Below are 26,914 nucleotides of genomic sequence, written 5' to 3'. Positions count from 1 at the left end.
GAAGAGCGTGTTCAGCGCCAGGTTCCAAAGGCCCATGTCACCCTCGTGGAAGGCGATGCCCCAGGCCATGGCCTTTGCATAGGCCGAGTAGTCCTTGTAGCGGATATCGGCCAGCACCTTGCCGGTGTAGCGGTCGATGTGCAGAGTGCGGTCGGCTGCGGGGTTGGGCCCGTCGTTCGACATGCTGTCGTGGCTGATGCTCCAGACCCCGGTCTCACCGGCGGGGAAGTTGAGCTGGAAGCGACCGACAAACCCCAACTGGCGGGCGAAGCCGACGACACTGTCCAGATCGACCGGGCCCGTGATGGCGGCCTCTCCGGCGAGCGACCCGGAGGCGGGAAGCGGCGTCTGCTCGAGCGTCCAGGCGACATCCTGGGTGCCCGCATGGTTCATGTCGGCATGGGTCGCATCCGAGAGCGGTGCACCCCATTTGTCAGCAGGAAACGTGTTCCAGGCCTGCACCATCTTGGTGCCCCAGATCCCGGCCCAGCTGAGGCCCGAGAGCAGGAAGAGGACCAGCAGGATCGAGATCCAGAAGCCCAGGACCGCATGGATAGACTTCCAGAGCGCGCGGCCCCGGCGCGACAGCGATGGCACCAGGACCTGCCGCCAGCCCTGGCCGTTGCGCGGCCAATGCAGGTAGAGACCCGAGGCGATCAGCACCAGTCCGAGGCTTGCGGCGATCTCGATGAGCCGGTCGCCGAAGTCGCCCAGCAGAAGGGTGCCGTGGATGTCGTTGGCAAGATCATAGAGACCCGCGCGCCAGGGGAAGCTGCGCAGGACCTCGCCCGTGTAGGGATCGACCGCGATGCCGGTGCGCCCGTCCGCGTGATCCACGGCGAAAACCGCCGCTCGGTCCGCCGCCAGAGGCTCCTGGTAGAGCGTGGCGGTGCCGCCGGGCAGGGCGTTCTCGGCGGCCTGCCGCAGGGTGCTTGCGGGAAGAGTGTCATTGCCTGGCGTGACCGCCAGCCGTTCGGCGCCGATCCCGGCGCCCCAGGAAATCCACAGCATGATCAGGCCGGTGGCGGCCAACATGATCAGGAAGGGAATGACGTAGAGACCGGCATAGAAGTGCCAGCGCCAGGCGATGAATTGGTACTTGTTCGCAGCCGTTGCGGCCGCCGGAGCCGCGGCTCCGTGGGTAGCGTCAGTCATGATGTCCTCGCAAGGGATCTGAGTATTCGTGAAGGGAAGGCTCAGATCCGTGCCGGAGGACCGGTTGCGGGGGGCAGGCCCGTGGCGCGGGCTGCGATCAGGATGACGGGGGTGACAGCCGGAGAGAGGGGCAGGGCACGCGCTTCGGGGCGTGGCAGGCGCAGGTCGGGGGCGAGGTTGGCCGCCATGTGGGCGAAGGACCAGCTGCACTTGCCGGCAGCGTCGGCCGGGCTGTCCTGATCCTCAAGCGGCTGACCGGTTTGAGGATCGACCAGCACTTCGCGGATCTCGTCGCCGGTACAGATCACCAGCCGGATACCCTCGGTGGTCTTGACCGGCATCACACCGCCCGAGACGAAGGACAACAGGAAGAAGGGCGCGCAAAGCACCCAGATCGTGATTGCCCCCCACTGTCCTGCGGATCGTCTCATGGACCCTAGCGCTAATGGCTGTCGATCCGGCCCGCAACGGTCATTCGCGCCCGGCTCGCTGGTACCTATTGCCGCGCGTTCAGGCGGTGCATTCTGCGGCACGAGCAACCTCGACCCGCCGGGCGTTCAGTCGAGCATGCAGCCAGGGGTCGTGGCTGGCCACCACCAAAGCCATTCCCTCGGCCACGAGCCCGGCCAGCAGGTCGCCGATCCGGGCGCGTGACAGGGTGTCCAGCGCGCTGGTCGGTTCATCCGCAATCAGCACTGCCGGACGCGCGGCGATGGCGCGGGCGATGGCGACGCGCTGGCACTGACCGAGCGAGAGTTCGGACGGGCGGGCCTCGGGGTCTATGGCGGCAAGGCCGACGCGGGCCAGCAGCTCTGCCGCGAGGTCCTTCTGCTGGTTCCGGTTCATCCGGTGCTGCGCCTGCGCCGGTTCCGCGACCGAGCGCCAGACGGGCCAGAGCGCATCGAGGCTGGCGGCAGGGTTCTGGAAGATCGGCATGATGGCGCCCGGCCGTGCCAGGGAGGGCGCGCGTTCGATCAGGCCGCGATCCGGGCGTTCTAGCCCTGCCAGCATCTTCAGCACGGTGGACTTGCCCGACCCGGAGGGGCCGCTGATCCCGGTCGTCTGACTGGGGATGACGCTGAACGAGACCTGTCCCACCTCGGGCCCGTCGCCGTGAAACCGCCGGGCAATGTCCTGAACCCGGATCAGCGGCTCTGCATGGCGGGGCTCTGCATGGCGGGGCGTCGGGGTGCCCTCGGGCAGGCTTTGCGATGCGGCAAGCAGGGCCTGGGTGACGGGATGATGCGCTTGCCCGCCCAGCTCCCTGGTGTCCAGGCTTTCGACGCAGTGCCCCTGGTCGAGGATCACGATGCGGTCGGCCTGGCGCTGGACCAGCGCCAGGTCGTGGCTGATCAGCAGGATCGCCGCGCCCGAGGCGCGCAAGGCCGTCAGGATGCCATCGGCCCGGTCCGCATCCAGCGCCGAGCTGGGCTCGTCGGCGATGATCAGCGGCGGCGCATGGGCCGATGCGGCGGCGATGGAGGCGCGTTGCAACATGCCTCCGCTCCAGCAATGGGGCGCGCGCAGGGCGATGCGCGGGGCGTCCTCGATGCCGATGGCGGTCAGCCTGCGGGAGATCTCGGCCGGGTCGGGGCTGAGGCCCCGGGCGCGCCAGGCCTCTGACAGGTGATGCCCGACGCTGCGCAGGGGGTCGCAGGCTGCAAAGGGGTCCTGCGCGACGTAGCCGATGCGCAGGCCTCGCAGCGCGCGCCAGTCACGCTCGGTGGCGCGGGACATGTCGCGGCCCTCGACCAGGATCTGCCCGCCGATACGGGCAGTTGGTCCCTGCATGCCCAGGATCGCTCGGGCGACGCTGGTCTTGCCCGAGCCCGAGGAGCCGACCAGGGCCAGGCATTGCCCCGGCGCGATGGTGAAGGACAGGCCGTGGACCACGGGGGTGGGGCCGTAGCTGACAGACAGGTTGCGGCAGTCCAGAACCGGGCTCATCGGCGGCCCTCCACGGCAAGGATGTCGCGCAGCGCGTTGCTGATCAGGTTCGAGGCCAGCACCGACAGGAAGATCATCAGCGCCGGCGCCCAGAGCAGCCAGGGCGCGATGGCGAAGTAAAGCCGTTGCGTGGAGAGCATGGCCCCCCATTCCGCATGCGGCGGCTGCACCCCGAGGCCGAGGAACGACAGGCCCGAAATCGCGCCGATCATGCCGCCAAGCGCCAGCGAGGCGACGACACCCAGATGCAGCGCGATGCCGGGCAGGATATGGCCCGACAGGATGCGCCAGCGTGGGACGCCTGCCATGCGGGCGGCGATCACCTCGGGGCGGTCGCGGGCGCCAAGCGCCATGGCGCGCGCCAGCCGGGCATACCAGGCCCAGTCGGCGACAATCAGCGCGATCAGCAGGTTGACGAAGCCGGGGCCCAAGACGCCTATGACGGCGAAGGCCAGCACGAGGCCCGGCAGGCTCATCATCACGTCGGCCAGGCGCATCATCACCGTGTCGGTGAGCCCGCGCGCCAGGCCCGAGATGCAGCCATAGACCAGCCCGATACTGAAGACACCGCCCAGCACCGCCAGCGCTGCGCCAAGCGAGCGATGCGCCCCGTCCATGACACGCGACAGCAGGTCCCGCCCGGTGTCGTCGGTGCCGAAGGGATGTGCCAGGCTGGGGCCTTGCAGAGCGACGGTGTAGTCGGGCCAGTCGGGCTCATAAGGTGTCCAGACCATGCCCAGCAGGGTCAGCGCCAGCAGCATAGCCCCCAGGATCAATCCGCGCCGCCCGCTGCGGTGCCGCCACAGCCGTTTCAGCAGGCGCCGGTCCGGGGCGCCGGGCAGGGCGTCGGGCGCGACGGCGCGGGCAGGCGAAAGGTTGGGCCAGCTGCGGGTCATGGGTGGGCCTCTCTCAGGCGCGGGTCGAGGGCGATGGCGGCCAGGTCGATCAGCAGGCTTGCGGCGACGTAGAGCAGGGCCGAGATCAGCACGAAGGCCTGGATGACGGGGAAGTCGCGGGCACTGAGAGCCGCGACGGTATAGCTGCCGAGGCCCGGCCAGGTGAACAGCTCTTCGATGATCGGAGAGCCGCCGAGCAGCGCGCCGACAGAGACGCCGATGGCGGTCAGGAAGGGCAGGGCGGCATTGGGCAGGGCATGGATCAGAAGGATGCGGCGCGGACGGGCGCCCCGGGCCCGGGCGACCTGGGCAAAGCCCGCCTCCTGGGCCTCGATCAGCGAGGCGCGCAGCAGCTGGGTCCAGCCCGCCGCCCGGTCGATGCCGATGATCAGCGCGGGCAGGATCGCCATCTGCAGGGCGCCGCCCGAAAGCACTTTGCCGACCCCGGCGCCGACCACGATGTACTGCAGTGCCAGCAGGCCGAAGAGGAAGGTGGGCAGCGCCGCGCCGATCTGGGTGTAGACCCGGATCACCCGGTCCGGCCATCGGTCGCGGAACGCAGCCGAGATCAACGCCAGCAGCAGCGCCACCGCGACCGAGACCACCAGTGCCAGCCCGACCAGCGTCAGTGTGGCGGGCAGGCGGCGCGAGATCTCTTCGGCCACCGGCTGCCCCGTGCGCCAGGAGCGCGCGAGGTCGCCCCGGGCGACCTTGCCAAGCCACTGCGCGTATTGCAGCGGCAGCGGCTTATCCAGACCCATCTCGTGCCGCAGGGCCTCGATCTCGGCGGGCAGGGGCTCTTTCTGGGTCTGGGAATAGAGGATGCGATAGGCCGGGTCGCCCGGCGCAAGCGGTAGCATGGCCCAGACCAGCAGGCTGGCCGCAAGGGCTGTCAGCAGGGCCTGGGCGAAGCGGCGGAGGGCGACCCGGATCATCTTACTGCAACGCGTCCGGCGCGGTCTGCCAGCCGACGTGGCGCCAGGCGACGCCGGGCTGGTAGCTGCGCCATGCGTCCGACACCAGGGCCCGCTCGCGCAGCATGGTGACGTTGAAGACGTAGGGGTCATCCTCGACCAGGATCTGCTGGATCTCGGCCAGGATCGCGTTGCGCGCCTCGGTGCCGCTTTCGGTGGTCAGCGTGGTGATCAGCTCATCCATGCGGGCGTTGGAATAACCGGCGTAGTTGCGGTCCGCGCCGGTGACCATGTAGCGGGTCAGGAAGCCCTGCACCGCGCCAACCGTGGCCGAGCCATTGCCCATGAGCGCGATATCCCACTCGACGCTGCCCGATGTGATGGCCTCGCTGACGCTGTCGACCGAAACGATTTCGGAGCCGATGCCCAGCTTGCGCAGGTAGGCCTGCATGGCATTGGACATGGGTGCCAGGTCGGGTTGCTGGGGGTAGATCAGGATACGCAACTCAAGCGGTGTGCCGTCTTTTACGCGCTGGTTGCCGTCCAGCAGCCAGCCGGCCTCCTCCAGCAGGGCGGCAGCCTCTTCGGGGTCGTATTCATAGTTGTCCACGGCCCAGGGCAGGGTGGGCGTGTAAAGCCCCTTGGCTTCCGCCGTGGCGCCCCGGAAGACCGTTTCGGCGATCTCGGCGTAGTTCAGCGACTTCATCACCGCCCGGCGTAGTGCGACATCGGTCAGCGCGCCTGCTTCGGTGTTCATGTAGGCCGCATAGCCGCCCGTTGAGACCGGGCCGAGGGCAAGGTTCACATTGGGCGTGGCGTCATAGACCGGCTTGGCCGAGACCTGCGGGTAAAGCGCGATATCGCCCTCGCCGTTCTGCACGGCCAGCACGCGGGCGTTGATATCGGTCACGAAGCTGACCGTGACGCCCGGCATAGCGGGTTCGCCGCGCCAGTAGTCGTCATAGCGTGAGGCGATCAGGGCCGCATCCGTCAGGTCTTCGACCTGGTAGGGGCCGGTGTAGATCCCCGCCGTCTCGAGCGACTCCCAGTCGCCCGCGGCTGCTTCGACGGCCTGCAGATCATAGATCAGGAAATAGGGTTCATGCGCCAGAACGTTGGGCATCTCGGGCAGCGGTGCGGGGGTGTGGATGGTGATCTCCAGCGGGCCGGTGACCTCGAAGGTGGTGCCAGCAGGCACGATCCCCTGCACCGAGGCCTTGTTGGCAAGGCGGAAGTCCATCAGCTCCTTCACCGCCTCGGCATCCAGCGCCCGGCCGTTCTGGAAGGTCACGCCCTCGTTCAGGGCGATCACCCAGGTCAGGTCATCGACCTGGGTCAGGCTTTCGGCCAGCCATGGGGCCACGGTGCCATCGGGCTGGAACTCCATCAGCAGCTCGGCGACGCCGAATTCCTGGAACCAGAAGCCATCCGTCTCGGGGTCCATCGAGTCGATCTGGAACGAGGTGATGACGCGGATCGGCTGATCCGCCTCCTGTGCGGTGGCGGGCTGCGCCAGCGTCAGGCCAAGCGCGGCCAGTACGGCAATGCGGGAAAGGGTCAAGAGAGGTCTCCTTCGTTGGAAATGCGGGCCTGCCGCGCGGTATGGAAATGGAACTCGGGCAGGGTGCCGCCCTCGCAGAGCACCTCGCGGACGAGGCGTCGGGCGGCGGCGCGATCGGGGATGTGGAACCAGTGGCCTTGCGGGTAGACCGCGACCACGGGGCCACGATTGCAGGGGAAGATGCAGCCGGTCGAGGTGGTCAGGCAGCGCTTCGATATGCCGGCCTCGGCGCATTCGGCCTTCAGCACATGGGTCAGGCTGGCCGCATCGCGCATGTGGCAGCGCGGCCCGGTGCAGACCAGCAGGTGAAAGTCAAAATCCGGCGGATCCTGCCAGCCGGGCTTGCCGAGCGCCGGGCGGACGCCCTCCAGCGGGCGGGGCTTCATCTCAAGCGCCTGCGCAAGCATGATGGCCGAAGCCGCCTCGGCGCGCGCCGGTTCTGGCCCGAGGCTCAGCTGGATCTCGCTGTTGCTGGGCTCGCCCTGCCAATGGGCCAGGACCCCGGGCAACCAGCTTTGCAGGCTCTCGCTGAAAGGCAGGCCGATCGGCTGTACACGGATGTCCTGTGCGCCGTCCTCGCGCATCTCGTCCAGCGCCGCCAGCAGGCCGGGCCCGGCTTCTTCAAGGCGGATCAGCCGATGTATAAGCGTGGTGGCGCCAGCGCAGATGGACTGAAGGCGCCGCAGGGCTCCGGTGCTGAGATTGGGCACCGAACAGGCGAACAGCACTTGCCGCGCCCGGCTTTCGACCGGGGGGTGTTCTGCTGACGTGCCTGCCTGATCGCCGCTAGGCGCCCGTTCGTCGAGTTGTTCGATATCCGTCATAGCGCCCTCCGCGCAGATGCGGGGCGGGCAGAATACCGGAACTGTCTTGCGGCTTGGGCCGTCTGGGCATGGTCGGGTCTCCTGCCGGGGCACCCCGCCCGGGTTGAGTGAAAATCATGACGGCAGGTCTCCTGACTCGCGGGTCTCAGCTTCCCCGAACCTTCCCGGACCGTCGGTCCAGTGGTTCGTTTCGGGGTCGCTCGCCGCCTACAGTTGCGGGGGCAGTCGCGGAATTGGTGCCTGAGGGGCACCGCACCGCATTCCCTTTTAATCCCGGCGACCTTTAGGCCGTCGGGAGCCATCGGGGGGACATAGAGCATCGCTATCCCTCACGGTCAAGGCGCTTGGTGGCGGGGCCGTAGCGACAGGGTCCACCGGGCGAGAAGTTGCGGCTTTCCTGTCGGTAGGATGCGCACCGCGCGCCAGATGCAGCGGGACAGGTCATGGTTGCCGTCGTCCGCGCTCCAGCGCCGCAAGGGCAGCGCCGCCAAGCAGTAGGGGCAGGGCCAGGAAGAAGACCGGGCCAACGGGCAGGCCGAAGATCAGCAGGTCGGCCAGCACGGCCCAGACCAGTGACACGTATTCAAATGGCGCCAGCCGCGAGGCCTCGGCGTAGCGGAAGGCCAGTGTCATGGCGATATGGGCGAAGCCCCCCATCAACCCGGCAAGGACCAGTAAGATCAGCGTCTCGGACGAGGGCATGATCCAGCCGCTGCTGAGGGTCAGAAGCCCGGCCAGCGCCGAGGTCAGAGCGAAGTAAAACGCGATTGCGCCGGGGCTTTCTCCGCTGCGCGCCAAGCTGCGAGTCATTGCCAGCGCCAGCGAGGTCAGCACCGCCGTGGCGACACCCAGGGCGAGCCCGGCCAGGCGGACCCGGTCCATCGGGCCTGCGCCCAGTTCCGGCCCGACGAGAACGGCAACACCGGCCAGGCCCAGGGCAATCCCGCCCACGCGGTAGGGGGTCGCTCTCTCGCCCAGCAGGACAACCCCTGCGATGGCGGTCAGCACCGGAGAGAGGTAGCCGATCAGCGTGGCCTCGGCGACCGGCAGCCGCGCGATCGAGGCGAAGGAGGTGAACATCGCCGCCGCGCCGAAGCCTGAGCGCAGGACATGGCCCCAGGGAAGCTTGCTGCGCAGGCCCGCCGGAAACTCTCCACGCAGGCGTAGGAAAATCACCAGCGGGATCAGGGCGAAGGCCGAGCGGAAGAAGACGATTTCGCCCAGGGGGATGTCTTCGCTCAGGGCCTTCACCATGACAACCATCCCGGCAAACAGCAGTCCCGAGAGCAGCCGCAGCAGTATGCCACGCGTGGGGTTCTCGACGGGGAGTTCGGCCGGGGTCATGCGGGTTCCGTTCTTTCGGTCAGCGCATCCCGCAGGATGTCGCCGGTAAGGTTGATGGCCAGGACGCAAAGGACAACGGCTCCGCCGGGCCAGATCATCTGCAAGGGGGTCGAGCGCATGTGGACGCGGGCGTCCAGCAGCATGGTGCCCCATTCGGGGGTCGGGGGCTGCACGCCGAAGCCAAGGAACCCGAGCGCCGAGATCCCGAGGATGGCGCGGGCCAGCATGCCGGTCCAGACTACGGTCAGCGAGGGCGCCAGCGCGGGCAGGTAATGCCAGCGCGCGATCGCGGCGGGAGAGAGCCCGGCAAGCCGCGCCTGCACGACATGCCCCCGTTTGGCAAGGCCAAGGCCGATGCCCCGGGTGACACGGGCGTAGCGCATCCAGCCAGTCGCGCTGAGGGCGAAGATCAGGCTGCCGGTGCCGGCACCAAGCACGCCAGCGATCACCACCGCCGCGACCAAGTCGGGGAAGGCCAGGAAGATGTCGGTCACCCGCATCACGACCCAGTCGATGCGTCGCCCGCCCATGGCCGCGGACAGCCCGATCAGGGTGCCGGTGACCAACCCGATGGTAGAGACCAAGAAGGCCAGTCCCAGCGACCAGCTGGCCCCGTGCAGCAGGCGAGACAGGATGCAGCGGCCCATGGCGTCGGTGCCCAGGGGATACTGGCCACCGGGTGCGGCCAGCCTGTTGGGAATGTCGATGGCGTTCGGCGCATTGGGCGCCAGCGCCGGGCCGAACAGGGCCAGAGCCGCCAGCAGCCCGGCGACGATCAGGACGGGACGCAGCTCACGCATCGCTCTCTCCTATTCTGGGGTCGACCAGTTGGTAGAGCAGATCTGTCAGCAGATTGACCACGACGAAGACCAGCGCGATCAGCAGCACCACGGCCTGCACCTTGGGGAAATCCCTCGCCTGGATGGCATGGATCAGGAAGCCTCCCAGGCCGGGGCGGGCGAAGATCACCTCGACCATGACCGTGCCTTCCAGCAGGAAGGCCAGCTCCAGCCCGGCGACGGTCAGAACTGGGATGGCGGCATGGGGGGCAATGTGGCTAAGGGCGCGTTCACGCCGCTGGACACCGCGCCGGGCGAGGGCCGGCAGGAAGGGCGCGCCACGCGCCTCCAGCAGGGCCGAGCGCAAGATGCGGGTCAGCGCGGCGGCAGTGCCCAGTCCCAGCGTTAGGGCGGGCAGGATGAGGTGTCGGGCGCTGCCGGTGCCCATGGCGGGCAGCCACAGCAGCTTGACCGCGAAGAGCAGGATCAGCAGCAGCGCCAACCAGTAGGCCGGCATGGCGGCCCCCAGCGAGGCCACGGCCACGGCGCCACGATCCACCCAGCCACCGGGATGGCGCACTGCCAGCATCGCCAGCGGGATCGACAGCCCCAGACCAATCAACAGCCCCGAGAGCGCAAGTGGCGCGGTCAGCGCCATGGCCGTGCGCATCTCGGGCCAGATCGGCCGTCCCGAGACCGCGGAGTTTCCCAGATCACCCGCCAGAAGCGGCGTGACCCAGTGCCGAAAGGCGGTCCAGTAGCCAGCATCCAGGCCCGCCTCGGCGCGGATCTGGGCGATGATCTCCTGTGAGACCACGCTGTCGTATCGGGCCACGGCGATTGTGGTCGCCGGATCGCCCGGCGCATGCCAGAGCAGGGTGAAGGTCAGCAGCGCGGCGCCGGCAAGCACCAGCAATGCCCGCAGCAGCAGGTCCAGGATCTGTCTCATGCAGCCGTCTGCCTCCCGAGCGCCCCGAGCGAGACCGCCGCCTCGACCAGGCTGCGGCCATAGGCGCTTTGCGGCGCGGCGAAGAAGGTGGCAGTCTCGGCGGTCTCTTCGATCTGGCCGGCACGCAGCACCGCGATGGCATCGGCATGGGCGGCGGCGTATCCAAGGTCATGGGTCACGACCAGCGCCGCGAACCCTTCTTCGCGCTGCAGCTCCGAAATCATCCGGGCAGTATGTTTCTGGGTCATCGCGTCCAGGGCCGAGAGCGGTTCGTCAAACAGGATCAGTGGCGGCGCGGCGATCAGGGCGCGCAGCACCCCGGCGCGCTGCGCCTGTCCGATGGAGACCTGCCCGGGCAGCCGGTCCAGGCTCTCGGGCGGTAGTTCCAGCCCGCGACAGAGCCGGGCAAGGCGCACGGGATCGTCGGGTAGCCTGCGCGCCCTTAGCGGTTCCTGGACGGAACGGCGCAGGGTCAGACGCGGATTGAAGGCGGCGCGGGGCTCTTGCATTACCAGCGCCGCGGCGCCGCGGGGCAGGGGAGCGCCGTTCCAGCGCACCTGGCCGTGGTCGGGGCGAAGCAGGCCCAGAACGGATGCGACGAGGGTCGATTTTCCGGCGCCGCTTTGGCCGAGCACGGCAAGGGTACGGCCCGGCGCAAGGGTCAGGTTCACGTCGCGCAGCACTGTGCGGCCTCCGCGGGTCACGGTCAGGGTCTCGACTGTCAGCATGGCAGATCCGCCCAGTTCCTGTGTGCGACAAGGGCCTGCGCCGCCGTGCTTTGCGGCTTGGTCAGCAGGGTTCCCGTGTCGCTATCCTCGACCAGCTTGCCCTCGTGCAGCACCAGCAGGCGGCGGGCGCGGGCGGCAGCCAGGCCGAGATCGTGGGTGACGATCAGCAGCGTGGTGCCGGTGCGCGCGGCCTGGGCCTCGACCAGTTCCAGGGTGGTCGCCGCGACGATGGGATCCAGCGCCGAGGTCGGCTCGTCCAGCACCAGCAGCGCGGGACTGGCCAGCAGGGCCAGGGCTATGACAAAGCGCTGTTGCATGCCCCGGCTCCAGCCCCAGGGCCGGACGTTCAGGGGGCGGCCCTCAAGGTCCAGTGCGCGCAGCAGCTGCGCGCGGCGGGCCGCGTCGGGCGCCAGACCAAGCGCCCGCTCGGCTTGGCTCCAGTGGAAATCCAGACGGCGCAACGGGTCCAGCGCCTCGTCCGGACTTTGCGGCACATGGGCCACGGCCACGCCGCGCGCCTGCAACTGGTCGACCAGCGCATGGCAGAGGGTGGACTTGCCCGAGCCGCTTGGACCGACCAGCCCAATGCGGTCGCCGGGGGCGAAGGACAGATCGGTCGGGTGCAGGATGGTGCGGCCTGCCCGCATCGCGGACAGGCCCTTTGCTTCGATGCTTTTCACGTCAGTCGGCCCAGCGGATGTCCGGGCTCAGCCAGTAGGTCATCGCCGGGTGCACGGCGAAGCCCTTCAGGCCGGGCTTGGCGACGCTGACCTGCGCGGCATGAAACACCGGGATCATCGGCGCGTCATTGGCGATGATGGCCTGTACCTGGTCATAGATCGCCTTGCGGGACTCGGGGTCGAAGGTCTGGCGCCCCTCGGCCAGAAGCGCATCAAGCGCCGGGTTGGCATAGCCACCGATATTGCTGCCAGCTTCGCTGTGGAGGACCGCGCCGGGGAAATAGGCCGGATCGCCCGAGGGGGCGACGCCCCAGGCCTGCAGGTGCATGTCGGCGCTGCCCGAGGCGATGGCGTCATTGTTGGCGCCCCATTCCCCGATGGAAACCCCGGCGTCGATGCCGATGGCCATCAGATAGGCCTGGATCAGCTCGGCGGTCGGCGGCAGCGCGGCGCGCGAGGCATAGGTCACCAGGTCGATGCGCAGCGGTTCCCCGTCCAGCATCCAGCGACCACCCTGCTTGACGGCGCCGGCCTCGGCCAGCAGCGCTTCGGCTGCGGCGGGATCGTAGGTCGGGGCGATATCCGCCGCCCAGGGCATCAGGGCCGGGTAAAGCGTGCCCGCAGGCTCGCCGCCGATGCCGGAGAGCGCCGCATCCACGATGCCCTGCCGGTCGATGGCCAACGACACGGCACGACGGATGCGGGCGTCCTTAAGCGGCCCATGGGTGGCGTCGATGTCCAGCCAGTAGAGCTGCACCGTCGGCGCCGAGAAGCCCTGGGCGCCTGTCGCAGTTATCCGCTCGAAGTCGGTTTCTGGGTAGTTGATCACCAGGTCCACGTCGCCCGCCTCGAAAGCCAGGGCCGCGGCGGCGGGATCGGTGACCGTCAGGGCGCGCACCTCGGAAATGCCCGGCGCACCGTCGCGGTAGGCGGGATTGGCCTCGACCCGGTAGAGCTGATCAGCGATGGCCTCGCGGAAGATATAGGGCCCGGTGGCGTTGATCGGATAGGCCTCCGAGGGCTCGCCCAGCACGACGACGCCGGGTTCGGTGAGGATCCAGGGGAAGGCCGCATTGGGCTCGGCCGTGGTGAAGACCACCACGCGGTCGCCCTCGGCCTCCATTCCGGCGATCTTCAGCAGGCCCGCGTTTCGGGGGTTGTGCAGCTCGGACCCGGCGTCGAGGATCGGGGCAATGCTGTCGATCACCGACTGAGAGGTGACCGGGCTGCCGTCGTGGAAGGCCAGACCCTCGCGCAGGGTCATCCGCCAAGTGGTGGGATCGACCAGCTCCAGGCTTTCGGCAAGGCGGGGATAAAGCTCCATCTCGGGGGTCAGCCCCATCAGGGTTTCGGTCACGCCGGTCTGGTTGGACAGCCAGCCATTGTAGCGGATTCGCGGGTCCGGCGCTTCGCCGGTCGGTCCGCTGAGATACGCGATGGTCAGGCTGTCGTCCTGCGCGATGGATGGGCTTGCGACAGGCAGCATGAGCGCCGCAAGGATGGAAAGGGCAGTCGATCTGATCACAGTGCGCCTCATGAGTTACAATATAACATAACGTTTATGGGCGCGGCGTATGACTGTCAATCGAGTTGGGGAGACGGGAGTGCCCTTCGCTAGGGGAAACGGGCGTGTAGTATCAGTTAGCGAATCCGAAGGTGTTTGAGAGTAGCTGGCGTCACATGGTGTGTGACGCCGCCGTAATGCGAGGTAGCCAAGCCCAGTCCAGCCATTTGTCTCCGGTCGTGCGCAGGTGACTGTATCGCTGCAGGCTTTGCCAGCTGCGGTGGCCTGATACGCTTGCGGCTTGTGGAATAGTTCGGCCCATCTCGAATAGTCGCGATACCCCCTCGTGACGCAAATCGTGGAAGTGCAAGTCTTCGATGCCGAGCAGCTTGCAGGCCCTGGTGAAGCTTGCCGAGACCGCATCGGTCGAGAAGGGGAAGATTCGCCTTTCGCCGGTTACCCTTGCCTGCGCCAGGGCGATTGAAAGAGCTTCTGGCGTCAATTCGCACCAGATGTCGTTTCCGATCTTTTCGCCCGGATGCTTCATATCCCGTACGAGAACACGTGAGTGGTCCGCTTCGAGGTCATCCCAACTGATCCGTAGTATCTCCTCTTGGCGACGGGTCGAGAAGAGAGCGAAGGCGCAGACATGGTGCATCGGAAGGCTTCGGCCTCGAAGATGCCTATCGGCGAAATGGCTCATCAGCTTGTCCATCTCTTCGACGCTCGGGCGACGCTCCCGTTTCGCTGATTTGGAGATCAAACCCATGCGTCGTGCAACGATCATCGCGTCCTGCATGGCTTGGCGATCGAGCGGCAAGCCCCATGCCGGCCGAGCAATCGCGAAGATTGCTGACAGGTGGGAGAGATAGTTCCCAACCGTTTGAGGCTTGCGACCCTCCGAGATCTCATGTGCGAACTGAACGAGGGTGTCGCTTGTGATCTCGGCACAAGGTAGGGAAGCAAGATCGCAACCTTTTATAGTCTCCAGAACCTGTGCCTTGGTCTTGCCGACCGCAGTTCGGCTTTCGCTGAGGTATCGGTCAATCGCATTGCCAAGAGTTTCTGCAGGCGTGGTCGCGCGTTCGAGGCCGCCGGGGGCGGCAAGCTCTCTTTCCTTCTTTGATATCCACCGCTTCGCCGCTTGCTCGCGATCAAATGTCTGAGTGAAGGTGTGGCGCTTGCCATCTCGACGGATGACGACAGCTGCGCGATATGCTATCGAGCCGTTTCCCCGGCGCCTTTCGGTGATACTTCCCATGTGGTGTACACCATGAGCTAGACCTGTACACCATTTGGTGTACACCACGCGAAAAATGGGGCGCAATAGGGAATAATGGTGCTCAATCGTGCATTGGTGAAGGTCTCTTAAGTGGCTGAAAAAGAAAATAATGTAGATCTTTTAGTGGCTTCGCGCCTGTCCGTTGCACCCATGATGGACTGGACGGACCGCCATTGCCGCTACCTGCATCGGCTGCTCAGCCGGCAGACGCTCCTCTATACCGAAATGGTCACCTCTCCGGCGCTGGTCCGGGGTGGGGCGATGCACTTGCTGGACTTCAACCCCGAGGAACACCCCGTGGCCCTGCAGCTCGGCGGCTCCGAGCCCGAAGAGCTGGCCCAGGCCGCCAGGCTCGGGGCGGAAGCGGGCTATGACGAGATCAATCTCAACTGCGGCTGCCCCTCGGATCGGGTGCAATCGGGCACATTCGGTGCGGTGCTGATGAAGCACCCCGAGCTGGTCGCGGATTGCGTCAGCGCCATGCGCGAGGCGGTGGATGTCGAGGTCACGGTGAAATGCCGCATCGGCGTCGACGAGCAGGACCCCGAAGAGGTGCTGCCGGACTTCCTAGAGAAGGTCTCTGCGGCGGGGTGCCGACGGGTGACGGTGCATGCGCGCAAGGCCTGGCTGCAGGGGCTGAGCCCGAAGGAGAACCGCGATATCCCGCCGCTCGACTACCCGCTGGTGCTGAAGATGCGCGCGGCCTTCCCGGATCTGCACCTGTCGATCAACGGCGGCATCACCACGCTCGACCAGGCCGAGGCGCTGCTGGCGCAGGGGCTGGACGGGGTCATGATCGGCCGCGCCGCCTACCATGAGCCCGCCAATGTGCTCTGCGGGGCGGATGCGCGGATCTACGGCCAGGATGGCGGCATGGGGCCGGAAGAGGCCGTGCTCTCGATGCTGCCCTATATCGAGCGTCACGTCAGCGGGGGCGGCAAGCTGGGCCAGGTGACCCGGCACATGCTGGGCCTCTTCGCCGGTCGCCCCGGCGCGCGGGCCTGGCGGCGGCACCTGTCCGAGCACGCGCATCGCGCGGGCGCCGGACCAGACGTGGTGCGCGACGCCCTGGCGCTGGTGGCGCCCGAAGCCGCCTAGAGACCGTCCAGGAACGCGATGCTGCGCGCGATCAGCGCATCGAGCGCCCGCGTGCCGTGGTGGATGTCGAAGGCATGATCGAAGGGGCCGGCATAGGCAGCCTGCGGCCCGTCATGGGCGGCAAGAAGTGCCCTGGCAGAGCTCTCGGGCACCAGCGGATCGGCGGAACCCCAGGCGACCATCAGCGGGCCGCGGTAGCGGGCGATCTCCTGCACCGGATCGAGGCTGGCGAGCTGCCGGAAGAACTGCCGTCCGAGCTTAACGCGGTCCCCCCAGGGCAGGGTGATCCCCACCGGGGTCTCTTGATCATCCGCAGCCATGCCGCGCGCCAGCATCTTCGGGCCAAGGATGCGGCCAAAGCTCTCTTGTGGCTCGGCCACGGCGTTCCACAGGATGACAGAGCCCACCTCGGCCCCGCGTCCGGCGGCAAGAGAGGCGATCATGCCGCCCTGGCTCCAGCCCAGCAGGTGGACCGGGCCGTAGCCCTGCGCCCGCAGCCAGTCGAGCGCGGACAGCACATCCGCCACCTGCGTTTCAAAATCGCTCTCGGCAAAGCTCATCTGGCCCTGGCTTTCGCCCGAGCCGCGAAAGTCGATGCGCAGGCTGGAGTATCCGGCCCCTGCCAGCTGCCGTGCGGTGCGGGCGAAGACACCTTCTCCGGTGGACGGGATCTGCATTTCGTCGCGGCTGCCAGTGAACCCATGCAGCAGCAGAACCACGGGGCCGGGCGGGCCCGAGCGGTTCAGCGTGGCGGCCATGGGCTGGCGTGGAGAGGGCAGGGTCAAGGTCTGGTCCATCGAATCTCCGGTGGCGACACGGCACAGCAGGGGGTGGGGGCTCGGGCCAAACTAGGCAGCCGGCCGGACACGGGAAAGCGCAAATCAGTTCCCGCAGAGGGGCAGGCCCATGCCGTGACAGGACGCATTTTTGCCATTTTCTACCAGATATGGGGACGGCGCCCTCCACCACTCCCAGAAGGAGGTCTTCTTACCCTGCCTGCGGCCACAGAAAATCTTGAGAAATTCCGGAGCTCGGCAAGATTTTGGCAACAATTTCTGCCATTCGGCGGGATCGTTTCCGTGCCGCATTCCCCCCGGAAATGGCCATAGGGCAGCCATATTCGGCTGCCAGATTATCCGCACGGCAAGAGGATCATCCCGCATGTTGGAGCTCATCTCAGTTGTCGCGCTGGCAGCGATCGGCGTGGCCTTCACATCCTACCAGGGCGAGCGTGACAGCTCTGCCGTGGCGCGCGGCTCCGCGCTCGAGGATGCTGATGAGCAGATCCAGTCAGTGGGCATCTTCGGACATGATGTGGGGCGCCGCTTGCGCGACCGTATCCGCCAGATCGGCGGGCAGGAGGAGACCTCCGGGACAGCCTCCGCAGAGGCTGCGGACGAGGCAGACGGGCTGGCGGCCCGGCTCTCGGCGACACTGGATCGAAACGGGGATCGCAGTGGCGACCGCGACAGGCTGGCCGAGGACCGGGTGGCCGACAGGGAATTCTCCCTCAGCCCCGAACGCACCGAAGCGCTGATCGCCGAGGCAATGCAGGACGACGAGGCCATCGACCCCGAGCTGCTCTCTGCCGAGGCTCCGGCTCTGGGCGAGGATGGGTTCGAGGCGCCGCTGGAAGAGGCCTGGGCCTCCAGCCTGGATGCCCCTCAGCCCGCTGCCGCCGAGGCTGCCGCGCCCGAGTTCGCCGCGCGCCCTGCGGTGGCCGGGATCGAGACGGCGCCGGTGATCTCTGATTTCGATCCTGCGCGCGACCAGATCGTGCTGGAATATCGCCCCGAGGACGCGGGCTCCGGCCGGGTGGGGATTGTCACCGACGACAGCCGCCCCGGCGCGGCGCTGATCACCCTCGGCGGGCGTGTCGTCGCGGTGGTCGATGGGGGCGCGGGCAAGGTCTCGGCCAAGCACGTGGAACTGGTGCAGGAAGCGCCACGCGGCAAGACTGCCGCCGCCTGACCCTTTCAGGACATCGAAGGCGAAGGACTACTGACCGCGCGCCATGCGGCCGCGCCGTCCGCCCTTGCGCGACGCTTTCAGCGGCCCACGCGCAGGCAGATCGGCCATGATGGCCTGACGCTCTTCCTCGCTCATGCGACCCCAGCCGGCGATCTCGTCGATCGAACGCAGGCAGCCGGTGCAGAGCCGCGCCTCGGGGTGGATGACGCAGATATCCACGCAGGGCGAGCTGATGCCATTGCGGCGCGGAAAATCCTCGCCGCTCATCCGCGCAGATGGCGCAGGCGATCCAACGCTCCCTGAAGGATGTAGGATGCCGCCACGTGGTCGATCACCTCGGCCCGGCGCCGGCGCGAGGTATCGGCCTCGAGCAGGGCGCGTTCGGCGGCGACGGTGGACAGGCGCTCGTCCCAGTAGCTGATCGGCAGCTCGGTGAGCCGGGCGAGGTTGCGGGCGAAGGCGCGGGTCTTCTGGCAGCGCGGCCCCTCGGAGCCATCCATGTTGCGCGGCAGCCCCAGCACGATGCCGCAGAGATCCCGCTTGGCGATGATCGCCATGAGGGCCTCGGCATCCAGGGTGAATTTCTTGCGCCGGATGGTCTCCAGCGGCGTGGCGACCGACAGCAGACCGTCTGAGACGGCAACCCCGATGGTCTTTTCGCCGAAGTCGAGCCCGGCCAGCGCCCGCATGGGGGGCAGGGCGGCGGCGAATTCCTCGATCTCTTCGTAGATCATTGCGACACTCCTGCCTGTTCGGCCGCCGAGGCCAGAAGGCCAAGCGCTGCGGCATCTCCGGCGAAGACCTGTTGCGATTCAACGTAGATGGCGCCGGCGCGGTCGCTCTCGCCCAGCACGCCGAGCGCGGCGATCAGCCGGGCCCATTCCTCGGCCGTGCCGCCTTCGCGGGCCAGCCGGTCGGCCAGCCCGTCGACCATGCCCCGGATCATCTGCTGGCGGTCCTCGTCCGAGAGCGCGCCTGCGGCCTCGATATCCTCGGCAGAGGGGCCGGGTGCCGTTGCGGCAGGGGGCGTGGCAACGGGGGGCTGGCTGTAGGAGGTTTCGCCGGCGAGATCGGCCACCTGGTCGATCTGGGCGCGGATGAGCGGGGTCCAGGGCGCGTCCTCGGGCGAGGACCGCAGAAGCCCGTCCCAGAGCCGGAAGGCGATGTCGGGCCGCCCGGTGCGCGCCATCAGCAGGCCCGAGTAATAGGTGGCAATGCCGTTGCGCGGGTCCTTGTGCAGGGCCACCTGCAGCGTCTGGGCCGCCTCGGCTGAGATCCGGCCTCCGGCGGCGAGGATCAGCATGTCGGCGTAATCGGCGTGGTCCTGCCCCGAGGCGGCGCCACCTGCCAGCTCAAGCACGCGGGCCTGGGCGCGGGCGGCCTCGGTGAAATTGCCAAGGGCGGCCTCGTTGCGGGCCAGCAGGCGCAGGCCCCGGATATCCTCGGGGCGCTCTTCGACGGCGCTGCGCAGCTTCTGCATCAGCTCGGCGAATTCGGCCGAGGCCTCGGGCGGGGAGAAGATCATCTCTCCGGGGTTCGCTTCGGCCTCGGCCTGGGTCGGCAGACCCTGCAGCAGATCCTGGGCATGAGAGATCCGCTCGGAGCGGGGCAGGTCGGGGTAGCCCGGCTGGCCGATCCTCAGGTAGAGCGCGAAGGCACCGCCGATGACCAGAAGCGTCACCAGCCCGGCCGCGATGCGGCCCGGACCCTTTGCCGTGCCCCTGGCGCCTGCGGCCCGCGTGGCGGCATCGGCGGCGAGCAGGCGGCGCGAGACCTCGGTGCGGGTGCGGGCGGCTTCGTCTTCCGGCAGGGTGCCGCGCGCGACGTCGCGGTCGATCTCGGCCAGCTGATCGCGGTAGAGGGCCACGTCCAGCGCCTCGGCCGGGGGCTCGGTCCGGTCGCGCGACAGCAGGCTGCGACCCAGCAGGGCGGCCACGACGAGCGATAGAATGGCGGAGATCACCCAGAAGAACATCGGCGGGACCTGTCTTGTATCATTGCACTTGGTCTAACCTGCCCGCGCCAGCGGCAAAAGGGGCATTCCGGCCCCCTGAGCGCCCATGTCGCAAGTACGGCATATTACGACGGATTGAGGCGCGGCTATCCTGCGTGACAGACTAGGGTCACCGCCAGGGACGCCCGCCGGGTGTTCCCGAATCCCTCATCTCGAGATCTGCGAGAGGCCGATGAAAAGATACTCCGCCTTTGCCATTGCCCGCGAAGCCGCCCGCTACCACACCGGATGGGAGCGCGCCTGGAAGTCGCCCCAGCCGAAGAGCCACTACGACGTGGTCATTGTCGGCGCCGGCGGCCACGGGCTGGCCACGGCCTATTACCTTGGCAAGAACTTCGGCATCACCAATGTCGCGGTGATCGAGAAGGGCTGGCTGGGCGGCGGCAACACCGGCCGCAACACCACCATCATCCGTTCCAACTACCTGGAAGACGACTCGGCGGCGATCTTCGAGAAGTCGCGTTCGCTCTACGAGACCCTGTCGCAGGACCTGAACTACAACATCATGTTCAGCCCCCGTGGCGTCATGATGCTGGCGCAGACCGAGCACGAGGTGCGCGGCTGGATGCGCACCGCCCATGCCAACGCCCACCAGAACGTCACCACCGAGTTCATCGGCCCCGAGCGGGTCAAGGAGCTTTGCCCGATCATCAACATCGACGGGCCGCGCTACCCGGTGCTGGGCGCGCTCTGGCAGGCGCGTGGCGGCACGGCGCGCCATGACGCCGTGGCCTGGGGCTATGCGCGGGCCTGTTCGGCCATGGGCATGGACATCATCCAGAAATGCGAAGTCACCGGCGTCATGTCCGAGGGCGGCAAGGTCACCGGGGTGGAGACCACCAAGGGCCGCATCGGCTGTGACAAGCTGGGCATCGTCGTGGCGGGCCATTCCGGTGTGCTGGCCGAGATGGCGGGCTTCCGTCTGCCGGTCGAGTCGATCGCCCTGCAGGCCCTCGTGTCCGAGCCGATCAAGCCCTGCATGGACGTCGTCGTCATGGCCAACACGGTGCATGGCTACCTCAGCCAGTCCGACAAGGGCGAGATGGTGATCGGCGGCGGGACCGACGGGTTCAACAACTACACGCAGCGCGGCTCTTTCCATCATGTCGAGGAAACCGTGCGCGCCCTGGTCGAGACCTTCCCGATGATCTCGCGCCTGAAGATGCTGCGCCAGTGGGGCGGCATCGTTGACATGACCGGGGACCGTTCTCCGATCATCTCGCCCACGCCGCTGGGCAATACCTACATCAACTGTGGCTGGGGCACCGGTGGCTTCAAGGCCATTCCCGGCTCTGGCTGGGCCATGGCCGACATGATGGCCAAGGGCACGCCGGGGCCGCTGGCCCGCGGTTTCGGGCTGGAGCGTTTCCGCGAGGGCCGTTTCATCGACGAGAGCGTCGCCGCAGGCGTGGCGCATTGAGGCCCGGAATGGCGCTTGGCCCGATCTCTCTCACGTCCCGGCGCGGATCACTCCGCAGCCAGCGGCACCTCGGCGGGCAGCTGCGCGGCCTCGATGGCGCGCAGGGCCTCCTGTCGGGTGTTGATGGGCGCGCGGTGGCGGCGGCCAAGGGCGCGGACGATCTCTTGGGCACCCGCGCCATGCGGGGCAGGGGCGATGCCCACGGCATAGAAGCCTTCGCGCAGGGCGGCGGCGAAGTCGCTGCCACGGGTCAGCCGCGACAGGCTGTGTGTGGCGCCGAAGGCCAGCGGCTTCAGGCCCTCGGGATCGCTGCCCAGCAGGACGTAGAGCCCGCCGTGATCCGGCAGCTGGTCGAGGCTGTCGAGCAGGGTGAACCGCAGGCTCGTCCCGGCATGGGCCAGGGTGCCATCGGCCTTCGTGTCGAGCGGGAAGTCGATCATGTCCGTCATGGGGGGCTCTCTCTCTCGCTTGAGACATGCCTGCAGGGGCATGTTGAATACGTAACACAAAATGTTGTGGTTTGGTTAACGCTACCCCACTCCGCATGGGGTGTAGTGGCGCAATCGCTCAATTCTCAAGCAGAACGCGCCGTGCATTCGTCTGGTTCCCTAAGGGCTTACGCTGGGTCATCCGGCGTGTCGGCTGCCTGCCGCCCGGTGCGGAACCCATCGGCGGTCAACCGCGTTTCCCTTCCAATCGCAGGAATTGGAAAGGAAACGAAATGGCTGAGAAATCCGGAAACAATGGTCTGGCCTTCATCCTTGGCGCCGTCGTCGTCGTGCTCGCCGGTGTCATCTGGTACGTCTCGAGCGGCGGTGAGATCCCCGGTGCCGATGAGCCCGAAATCCAGGTCGATCTTCCCGACGGCGGCTGACACCTCCGCCGCACCCCAGTTTTCCGCCCGAGCGCCGCGTGCGCTCGGTGCGGCCTTCCCGAAAGGCCGTCGGCATCCGCCGCGCGGCCTCTTTTCATGCGTGACCGCCGGGGCCTCCTCCCCGGATCAGACTTTTGGAGGGCGCGATGCTGCTGCTTGATTGTCCGTGCTGTGGCCAGCGGGGCGAAGAGACCGAGTTCCACTGCGGGGGCGAGGCCCATATCACCCGCGAGGGGCCGTCCTCGGACGATGCCGCCTTCGAGCACTACATGTTTGAACGGGTCAACCCGCGCGGTGTCCACTTCGAGCGCTGGCGCCATGTGGCGGGCTGCGGCAAGTGGTTCCATGCAGCGCGGGACACGGTGACGCTGGAAGTCTGGGGCACCTATCCGGCGCAGACCTCGCGTCCGCCGGAAGAGCTTCTGGAAAAGATCCGGGCCGCGCGTCCGGGATTCAAATGGCGCGATATCGCGTGAGCCGCTTGGGCATGATGACGAAAGGAGCAGGGGCGCAATGAGCAGCAGGCTTGCGAAAGGCGGACGTCTGATCGACCGCGGCGCGATGCGCGATTTCACCTTCAACGGCAAGCGTATGAAGGGCATGGAGGGCGATACGCTCGCCTCTGCCCTGCTGGCCAATGACCAGGTGATGATGGGGCGCAGTTTCAAGTATCACCGGCCGCGCGGCGTCGTGGCCTCGGGCGCGGAAGAGCCCAATGCCCTGATGGGCATCGGCACCGACGGCCATTTCGAGCCGAACCAGCGCGCCACGACGCAGGAGCTCTTCGAGGGGCTGACTGCTGAAAGCCAGAACCACTGGCCCAGCCTTGAATTCGACGTGGGCGCGGTGAACGCCAAGCTGTCGCGTTTCTTCCCCGCGGGCTTCTACTACAAGACCTTCCTCTGGCCGCGCAGCTTCTGGGAAAAGGTCTACGAGCCCATCGTGCGCCAGGCCGCAGGCCTGGGCCGCGCGCCGAAGGACCGCGATGCGGATACCTATGAACACCTCTACACCTTCGCCGACGTGCTGGTCATCGGCGGCGGCGTGGCGGGTCTGACCGCCGCGCTGGAAGCCGGTCGCGCCGGCGCGAAGGTGCTGGTGCTTGAGCAGACCGCCCATTGGGGCGGCCGCGCCCCGGTCGACGGCGGCGAGATCGGCGGCGTCAGCGCCGAAGAGCATATCGCGGCGCTGGTCACCGAGCTCGAGGGCCTGCCCAATGTCACCCTGCGCCTGCGCTGCATGGGGGCGGGGGTCTATGACCACGGCTATATCCTGGGCTACGAGCGCCTGACCGACCACATCGCCGACAAGTCCGGCCCGCGTCATCGCCTGTGGCGCATCCGTGCCGCCCAGGTGATCACCGCCACCGGCGCCATCGAGCGGCCGCTGTCCTTTGCGGGCAACGACCTGCCGGGGGTCATGCTGGCCTCTGCGGTGCGCGACTACGTGGTGAACTTCGGCGTGGCACCGGGGGACCGGGTCGCCGTGGTGACCAACAACGACGACGCCTATCGCACCGCCTTCGCCATGAAGGAAGCCGGTCTCGACGTGGCCGTGATCCTCGACGCCCGCGAAGCGGGCGGCGGTGCGCTGGCCATTGCCGCGCGCGAGGCGGGTATCCGGGTCGAGCCGGGCCGCGCCGTGGCCAAGGTGCTGGGCGGCAAGCGCGTCACCGGCGTCGAGATCTGCGCCCAGGCGGGCAGCGGCTCGACCATCGAGACGATCCCCTGCGACGTGGTGGCGATGTCGGGCGGCTGGTCCCCGGTGGTCCACCTTTGGTCCCATTGCGGCGGCAAGCTTTACTGGGACACCGAACACGCCATGTTCCGTCCCGACCCCGAGAAGGCCCCGACCAGCCATGACGGCCGCGCCTTCGTGCGCTGCGCCGGCACCGCCAATGGCGAGATGCTGTTGTCGCAGGTGCTGAAGGACGCCGCCGCCCAGGGCCATGCGGCCGCGCTGGCCGCGGGCTTCGAGGGCACGCCCTCGGGGCTGCCCGAGGTGAGCGAGGTCGCCGAGATCCCCCTGGCGCCGGTCTGGATCATGCCGGCGGGCGCGAGCTACGACAAGCGCTCCAAGGCCTGGCTGGACTTCCAGAACGACGTCAAGGTCAGCGACATCCAGCTGGCTGCGCAAGAGGGCTACGAGTCGGTCGAACACGCCAAGCGCTACACCACGCTCGGCATGGCGACGGACCAGGGGAAACTGTCCAATATCAACGGTCTGGCGATCCTGTCGGACAGCCTGAACGAGGCGATCCCCCAGGTCGGCACCACTACCTTCCGCCCGCCCTACACGCCCATTTCGATGGGCGCCATCGCGGGCCAGGGCCGGGGAGAGACCTTCCAGCCGCTGCGCCGCACGCCCCTTCATGCCTGGCACGAAGCCCATGGCGTGCAGTGGGAGCCGGTCGGCCACTGGCGCCGCCCCTATGCCTTCCCGCAGGCGGGCGAGAGCACCCATGAGGCGGTCAACCGCGAGATCACCACGGTGCGCGAGAAGGTCGGCCTGCTGGATGCCTCGACCCTTGGCAAGATCGTGGTGAAGGGGCCGGACGCGGGCAGGTTCCTCGACATGCTCTACACGAACATGATGTCCACTCTGAAGCCGGGGCGCTGCCGCTACGGCCTGATGTGCAACGAGAACGGGTTCCTGATCGACGACGGCGTGGTCGCCCGGATCGACGAGAACACCTTCCTCTGCCACACCACCACCGGCGGCGCGGACACGATCCATGCCCATATGGAGGAATGGCTGCAGACCGAATGGTGGGACATGCAGGTGCATGTCTTCAACGTGACCGAGCAGTACGGCCAGATCGGCGTCGTGGGTCCGCTGGCCCGCCAGCTGCTGGAGCTCCTGGGCACGGCCGAGATCAGCAAGGACGAGCTGCCCTTCCTCGGCTGGGCCGACCGCCTGGTCGGTGGCATACCCTGTCGCCTCTACCGGATCTCGTTCTCGGGCGAGCTCAGCTACGAGCTGCGCGTGCCCGCCGGTCAGACCCTGGCCCTGTGGGAAGCGCTGATGGAGGCCGGCAAGGCCCTGGGCGTGGCCCCCTACGGCACCGAGGCGCTGCACGTGCTGCGCGCCGAGAAGGGCTTCATCATGATCGGGGACGAGACCGACGGCACCGTCACCCCGCAGGACCTGAATCTGCATTGGGCGGTGTCGAAGAAGAAAGAGGACTTCCTGGGCAAGCGCGGCCAGCTGCGCAGCCACCTGTCCAGCCCCGACCGCTGGAAGCTGGTCGGGCTGGAGACCCTGGATGGCATGGTGCTGGAGGACGGCGCCTATATCCTCGACGCGGGCCAGAACGATCGTGGCCAGCGCAACATGCAGGGCCGGATCACCTCCAGCTACTACTCGCCGACCCTGGGCCGGGGCATCGCCATGGCGCTGCTGAAACATGGGCCGGATCGCATGGGCGAGACGGTGCAGGTGACGAAACTGGGCGCAGAGCCGGTCGCGGCGAAGGTCGTCGACCCGGTCTTCTACGACAAGGACGGAGAAAAGCAGGATGTCTGATCTGACGGGACCCGCGCCGGTGACGGCGCTCGGCGGGGCGGCCTTCGAGGGCTACGTCCGCGTCGCGGAAGAGCCCCAGCGGGCGATGTTCACCCTGCGTGGCGATCTCTCTGCCACGGCGATGAAGAACGCCGCCACCGGGCTGGCGGGCGTCGACATGCCGGGGCAGGGGCAGGCGGCGCTCAATGCCGAGCGCATGGTGGCCTGGATGTCGCCGGACGAGCTGCTGCTGACGCTGCCCTGGGCAGAGCACGACAAGGCCTGTGCGCAGCTGGACGCCACGCTGGGCGATCCGATGCTCAACTGGGGCGATGTCAGTCAGGCGCGGGCGCATTTCTCGCTGTCGGGCCCCGATGGCGCGGTGCGCGAGGTCGCGGCCAAGCTGGCGCCGGTGGATTTCTCGCCCGCCGCCTTCCCGCAGGGCAGCTTCCGCCGCAGCCGGATGAACCAGGTGGCCGCCGCCTTCTGGTGCCCCGCGCCGGGCCGGATCGAGGTGATCTGCTTCCGCTCGGTGGCCGATTACGCCTTCCGCCTGCTCAGCGATGCGGCCCGTCCGGGCAGCGAGGTCGGGCTTTACGCCTGAGCCGCAGAAGCCGCTTTTACAGGGGCCGGCGCATTCCCGCCGGCCCTTCCGTTTTTTGGCTCCCAATTTGTGAAACATCCGGCTGTGCAGACTTGCACGGGGATAATCCCTTGACCTTCCACCCCTAGGTCTACCATCTAAGCGCAGACACGATAATCCAAATCCAGGAAAAGGGGGCCCTCCCATGGCTTTTGAACTTCCCGATCTTCCCTACGCCCACGACGCGCTCGAAGCTTTCGGCATGTCGAAGGAAACGCTGGAATTCCACCACGACATTCACCACAAGGCCTATGTCGACAACGGCAACAAGGCCATTGCCGGCACCGAGTGGGAAGGCAAGTCCGTCGAAGAGATCATCAAGGGCACCTACGATGCCTCTGCTGTCGCTCAGAACGGTATCTTCAACAACGCTTCGCAGTTCTGGAACCACAACCAGTTCTGGGAAATGATGGGCCCCGAGCAGACCGGCATGCCCGGCGAGCTGGAAAAAGCCCTGGTCGAAGCCTTCGGCTCGGTCGATGAGTTCAAGTCGCAGTTCTCTGCTGCCGGCGCCGGCCAGTTCGGCTCGGGCTGGGCCTGGCTGGTCAAGGACACCGACGGCTCGCTGAAGGTCACCAAGACCGAGAACGGCGTCAACCCGCTGTGCTTCGGCCAGACCGCCCTGCTGGGCTGCGACGTGTGGGAGCACTCCTACTACATCGACTTCCGCAACAAGCGTCCCGCCTACCTGTCGAACTTCCTCGACAAGCTGGTGAATTGGGAAAACGTGGCCTCGCGCCTGTAAGTCCCGGACCTGCGGGCAAGCAAGCGCCTGCATGCATCAGGCCCCCGTGCGGTTCTCCGCGCGGGGGTTTTTCTTTGCGGAA

27 protein-coding genes and 1 riboswitch are annotated in these 26,914 nt (G+C 67.6%); of the genes, 8 read left to right on the top strand and 19 right to left on the bottom strand.

Annotated features, from left to right (window positions below):
* The 14 genes from CRO50_RS16290 to CRO50_RS16225 all read right to left on the bottom strand — a co-directional run.
* Window positions 1-1,155 (bottom strand): PepSY-associated TM helix domain-containing protein (locus CRO50_RS16290; protein ID WP_097146976.1); only part of this gene is annotated, 1,155 nt, incomplete at its 3' end.
* A gap of 41 nt (window positions 1,156-1,196) precedes the next feature.
* Window positions 1,197-1,586: a hypothetical protein gene (locus CRO50_RS16285; protein ID WP_143516947.1), complete on the bottom strand. Its 390-nt coding sequence runs from the start codon at window positions 1,584-1,586 to the stop codon at window positions 1,197-1,199.
* Window positions 1,587-1,665: 79 nt separating this feature from the next.
* Window positions 1,666-3,102, bottom strand: a complete 1,437-nt coding sequence (locus CRO50_RS16280) for an ABC transporter ATP-binding protein (RefSeq protein WP_097146974.1) — start codon at window positions 3,100-3,102, stop codon at window positions 1,666-1,668.
* Window positions 3,099-3,998 carry an ABC transporter permease gene (locus tag CRO50_RS16275; RefSeq protein ID WP_097146973.1) on the bottom strand — a complete coding sequence of 300 codons (900 nt, stop codon included), beginning with the start codon at window positions 3,996-3,998 and terminating at the stop codon, window positions 3,099-3,101. Before CRO50_RS16275 ends, CRO50_RS16280 begins: the two co-directional genes overlap by 4 nt.
* On the bottom strand, window positions 3,995-4,933 hold the full coding sequence (locus CRO50_RS16270; protein WP_097146972.1) for an ABC transporter permease: 939 nt from the start codon (window positions 4,931-4,933) through the stop codon (window positions 3,995-3,997). The genes CRO50_RS16275 and CRO50_RS16270 overlap by 4 nt, the downstream gene beginning before the upstream one ends.
* A gap of 1 nt (window position 4,934) precedes the next feature.
* Complete coding sequence (locus CRO50_RS16265) at window positions 4,935-6,473, bottom strand: ABC transporter substrate-binding protein (protein WP_232617812.1); 1,539 nt, start codon at window positions 6,471-6,473, stop codon at window positions 4,935-4,937.
* Window positions 6,470-7,297 (bottom strand): (2Fe-2S) ferredoxin domain-containing protein, encoded by an 828-nt coding sequence (locus CRO50_RS16260; protein WP_232617811.1) that lies wholly within the window; start codon window positions 7,295-7,297, stop codon window positions 6,470-6,472. Before CRO50_RS16260 ends, CRO50_RS16265 begins: the two co-directional genes overlap by 4 nt.
* 104 nt (window positions 7,298-7,401) lie before the next feature.
* A riboswitch (cobalamin riboswitch) is annotated at window positions 7,402-7,615 on the bottom strand.
* 123 nt (window positions 7,616-7,738) lie between these two features.
* Complete coding sequence (locus tag CRO50_RS16255; RefSeq protein ID WP_097146970.1) at window positions 7,739-8,641, bottom strand: DMT family transporter; 903 nt, start codon at window positions 8,639-8,641, stop codon at window positions 7,739-7,741.
* Window positions 8,638-9,441, bottom strand: coding sequence for an ABC transporter permease (locus CRO50_RS16250; RefSeq protein ID WP_097146969.1), 804 nt, complete (start codon window positions 9,439-9,441; stop codon window positions 8,638-8,640). The genes CRO50_RS16255 and CRO50_RS16250 overlap by 4 nt, the downstream gene beginning before the upstream one ends.
* A complete protein-coding gene (locus CRO50_RS16245; RefSeq protein ID WP_097146968.1) occupies window positions 9,434-10,369 on the bottom strand; it encodes an ABC transporter permease in 936 nt (311 codons plus the stop codon). Before CRO50_RS16245 ends, CRO50_RS16250 begins: the two co-directional genes overlap by 8 nt.
* Window positions 10,366-11,097 (bottom strand): ABC transporter ATP-binding protein, encoded by a 732-nt coding sequence (locus CRO50_RS16240; RefSeq protein WP_097146967.1) that lies wholly within the window; start codon window positions 11,095-11,097, stop codon window positions 10,366-10,368. Before CRO50_RS16240 ends, CRO50_RS16245 begins: the two co-directional genes overlap by 4 nt.
* Window positions 11,091-11,777, bottom strand: coding sequence for an ATP-binding cassette domain-containing protein (locus CRO50_RS16235; RefSeq protein ID WP_232617810.1), 687 nt, complete (start codon window positions 11,775-11,777; stop codon window positions 11,091-11,093). Before CRO50_RS16235 ends, CRO50_RS16240 begins: the two co-directional genes overlap by 7 nt.
* A 1-nt stretch (window position 11,778) precedes the next feature.
* On the bottom strand, window positions 11,779-13,302 hold the full coding sequence (locus tag CRO50_RS16230) for an ABC transporter substrate-binding protein (protein WP_232617809.1): 1,524 nt from the start codon (window positions 13,300-13,302) through the stop codon (window positions 11,779-11,781).
* Between the two features lie 151 nt (window positions 13,303-13,453).
* Complete coding sequence (locus CRO50_RS16225) at window positions 13,454-14,542, bottom strand: tyrosine-type recombinase/integrase (protein ID WP_097146965.1); 1,089 nt, start codon at window positions 14,540-14,542, stop codon at window positions 13,454-13,456.
* A gap of 111 nt (window positions 14,543-14,653) precedes the next feature.
* Between CRO50_RS16225 and dusA the strand changes: the two genes are divergently transcribed.
* Window positions 14,654-15,661 (top strand): tRNA dihydrouridine(20/20a) synthase DusA, encoded by a 1,008-nt coding sequence (gene dusA / locus CRO50_RS16220; RefSeq protein WP_097146964.1) that lies wholly within the window; start codon window positions 14,654-14,656, stop codon window positions 15,659-15,661.
* On the opposite strand, the gene CRO50_RS16215 is transcribed toward dusA, so the two are convergent.
* Complete coding sequence (locus CRO50_RS16215; protein ID WP_097146963.1) at window positions 15,658-16,458, bottom strand: alpha/beta hydrolase; 801 nt, start codon at window positions 16,456-16,458, stop codon at window positions 15,658-15,660. The genes dusA and CRO50_RS16215 overlap by 4 nt on opposite strands.
* A gap of 364 nt (window positions 16,459-16,822) precedes the next feature.
* Here CRO50_RS16215 and CRO50_RS16210 point away from each other — a divergent pair, with 364 nt between their 5' ends.
* Window positions 16,823-17,632 (top strand): hypothetical protein, encoded by an 810-nt coding sequence (locus CRO50_RS16210; RefSeq protein ID WP_097146962.1) that lies wholly within the window; start codon window positions 16,823-16,825, stop codon window positions 17,630-17,632.
* A 27-nt stretch (window positions 17,633-17,659) separates the two neighbouring features.
* Here the strand turns inward: CRO50_RS16210 and CRO50_RS16205 are convergent, their stop codons facing one another.
* From CRO50_RS16205 to ccmI, 3 genes are read right to left on the bottom strand one after another with little or no spacing between them, the layout of a single operon-like run.
* The gene (locus tag CRO50_RS16205) at window positions 17,660-17,899 is read right to left on the bottom strand and encodes a DUF1289 domain-containing protein (RefSeq protein ID WP_097146961.1); all 240 of its coding nucleotides are present in this window, start codon (window positions 17,897-17,899) and stop codon (window positions 17,660-17,662) included.
* Entirely contained in the window at window positions 17,896-18,366 is a 471-nt protein-coding gene (gene ruvX, locus CRO50_RS16200; protein WP_097146960.1) for a Holliday junction resolvase RuvX, read from the bottom strand. The genes CRO50_RS16205 and ruvX overlap by 4 nt, the downstream gene beginning before the upstream one ends.
* On the bottom strand, window positions 18,363-19,607 hold the full coding sequence (ccmI, locus tag CRO50_RS16195; RefSeq protein WP_097146959.1) for a c-type cytochrome biogenesis protein CcmI: 1,245 nt from the start codon (window positions 19,605-19,607) through the stop codon (window positions 18,363-18,365). Before ccmI ends, ruvX begins: the two co-directional genes overlap by 4 nt.
* Before the next feature lie 211 nt (window positions 19,608-19,818).
* Here ccmI and CRO50_RS16190 point away from each other — a divergent pair, with 211 nt between their 5' ends.
* The gene (locus CRO50_RS16190; RefSeq protein ID WP_097146958.1) at window positions 19,819-21,066 is read left to right on the top strand and encodes a sarcosine oxidase subunit beta family protein; all 1,248 of its coding nucleotides are present in this window, start codon (window positions 19,819-19,821) and stop codon (window positions 21,064-21,066) included.
* A 47-nt stretch (window positions 21,067-21,113) separates the two neighbouring features.
* Here the strand turns inward: CRO50_RS16190 and CRO50_RS16185 are convergent, their stop codons facing one another.
* Window positions 21,114-21,515, bottom strand: a complete 402-nt coding sequence (locus tag CRO50_RS16185) for a hypothetical protein (RefSeq protein WP_097146957.1) — start codon at window positions 21,513-21,515, stop codon at window positions 21,114-21,116.
* Between the two features lie 272 nt (window positions 21,516-21,787).
* Between CRO50_RS16185 and CRO50_RS20235 the strand changes: the two genes are divergently transcribed.
* The 5 genes from CRO50_RS20235 (at window position 21,788) to CRO50_RS16165 (ending at window position 26,832) form a co-directional block, all read left to right on the top strand.
* A complete protein-coding gene (locus CRO50_RS20235; RefSeq protein WP_179747303.1) occupies window positions 21,788-21,940 on the top strand; it encodes a hypothetical protein in 153 nt (50 codons plus the stop codon).
* Window positions 21,941-22,086: 146 nt separating this feature from the next.
* Window positions 22,087-22,416 carry a sarcosine oxidase subunit delta gene (locus CRO50_RS16180; protein ID WP_097146999.1) on the top strand — a complete coding sequence of 110 codons (330 nt, stop codon included), beginning with the start codon at window positions 22,087-22,089 and terminating at the stop codon, window positions 22,414-22,416.
* A 37-nt stretch (window positions 22,417-22,453) separates the two neighbouring features.
* Window positions 22,454-25,465 (top strand): sarcosine oxidase subunit alpha family protein, encoded by a 3,012-nt coding sequence (locus CRO50_RS16175; RefSeq protein WP_097146956.1) that lies wholly within the window; start codon window positions 22,454-22,456, stop codon window positions 25,463-25,465.
* On the top strand, window positions 25,458-26,048 hold the full coding sequence (locus CRO50_RS16170; protein ID WP_097146955.1) for a sarcosine oxidase subunit gamma: 591 nt from the start codon (window positions 25,458-25,460) through the stop codon (window positions 26,046-26,048). The genes CRO50_RS16175 and CRO50_RS16170 overlap by 8 nt, the downstream gene beginning before the upstream one ends.
* Before the next feature lie 184 nt (window positions 26,049-26,232).
* Window positions 26,233-26,832 (top strand): superoxide dismutase, encoded by a 600-nt coding sequence (locus CRO50_RS16165; RefSeq protein WP_097146954.1) that lies wholly within the window; start codon window positions 26,233-26,235, stop codon window positions 26,830-26,832.
* The last annotated feature ends 82 nt before the right edge of the window (window positions 26,833-26,914 follow it).

The organism is Pseudooceanicola antarcticus (assembly GCF_900215355.1).
Taxonomy (GTDB): domain Bacteria; phylum Pseudomonadota; class Alphaproteobacteria; order Rhodobacterales; family Rhodobacteraceae; genus Pseudooceanicola; species Pseudooceanicola antarcticus.
The sequence above is the reverse complement of the archived record's forward strand: the minus strand, read 5'-3'. Positions and strand labels throughout refer to the sequence as shown.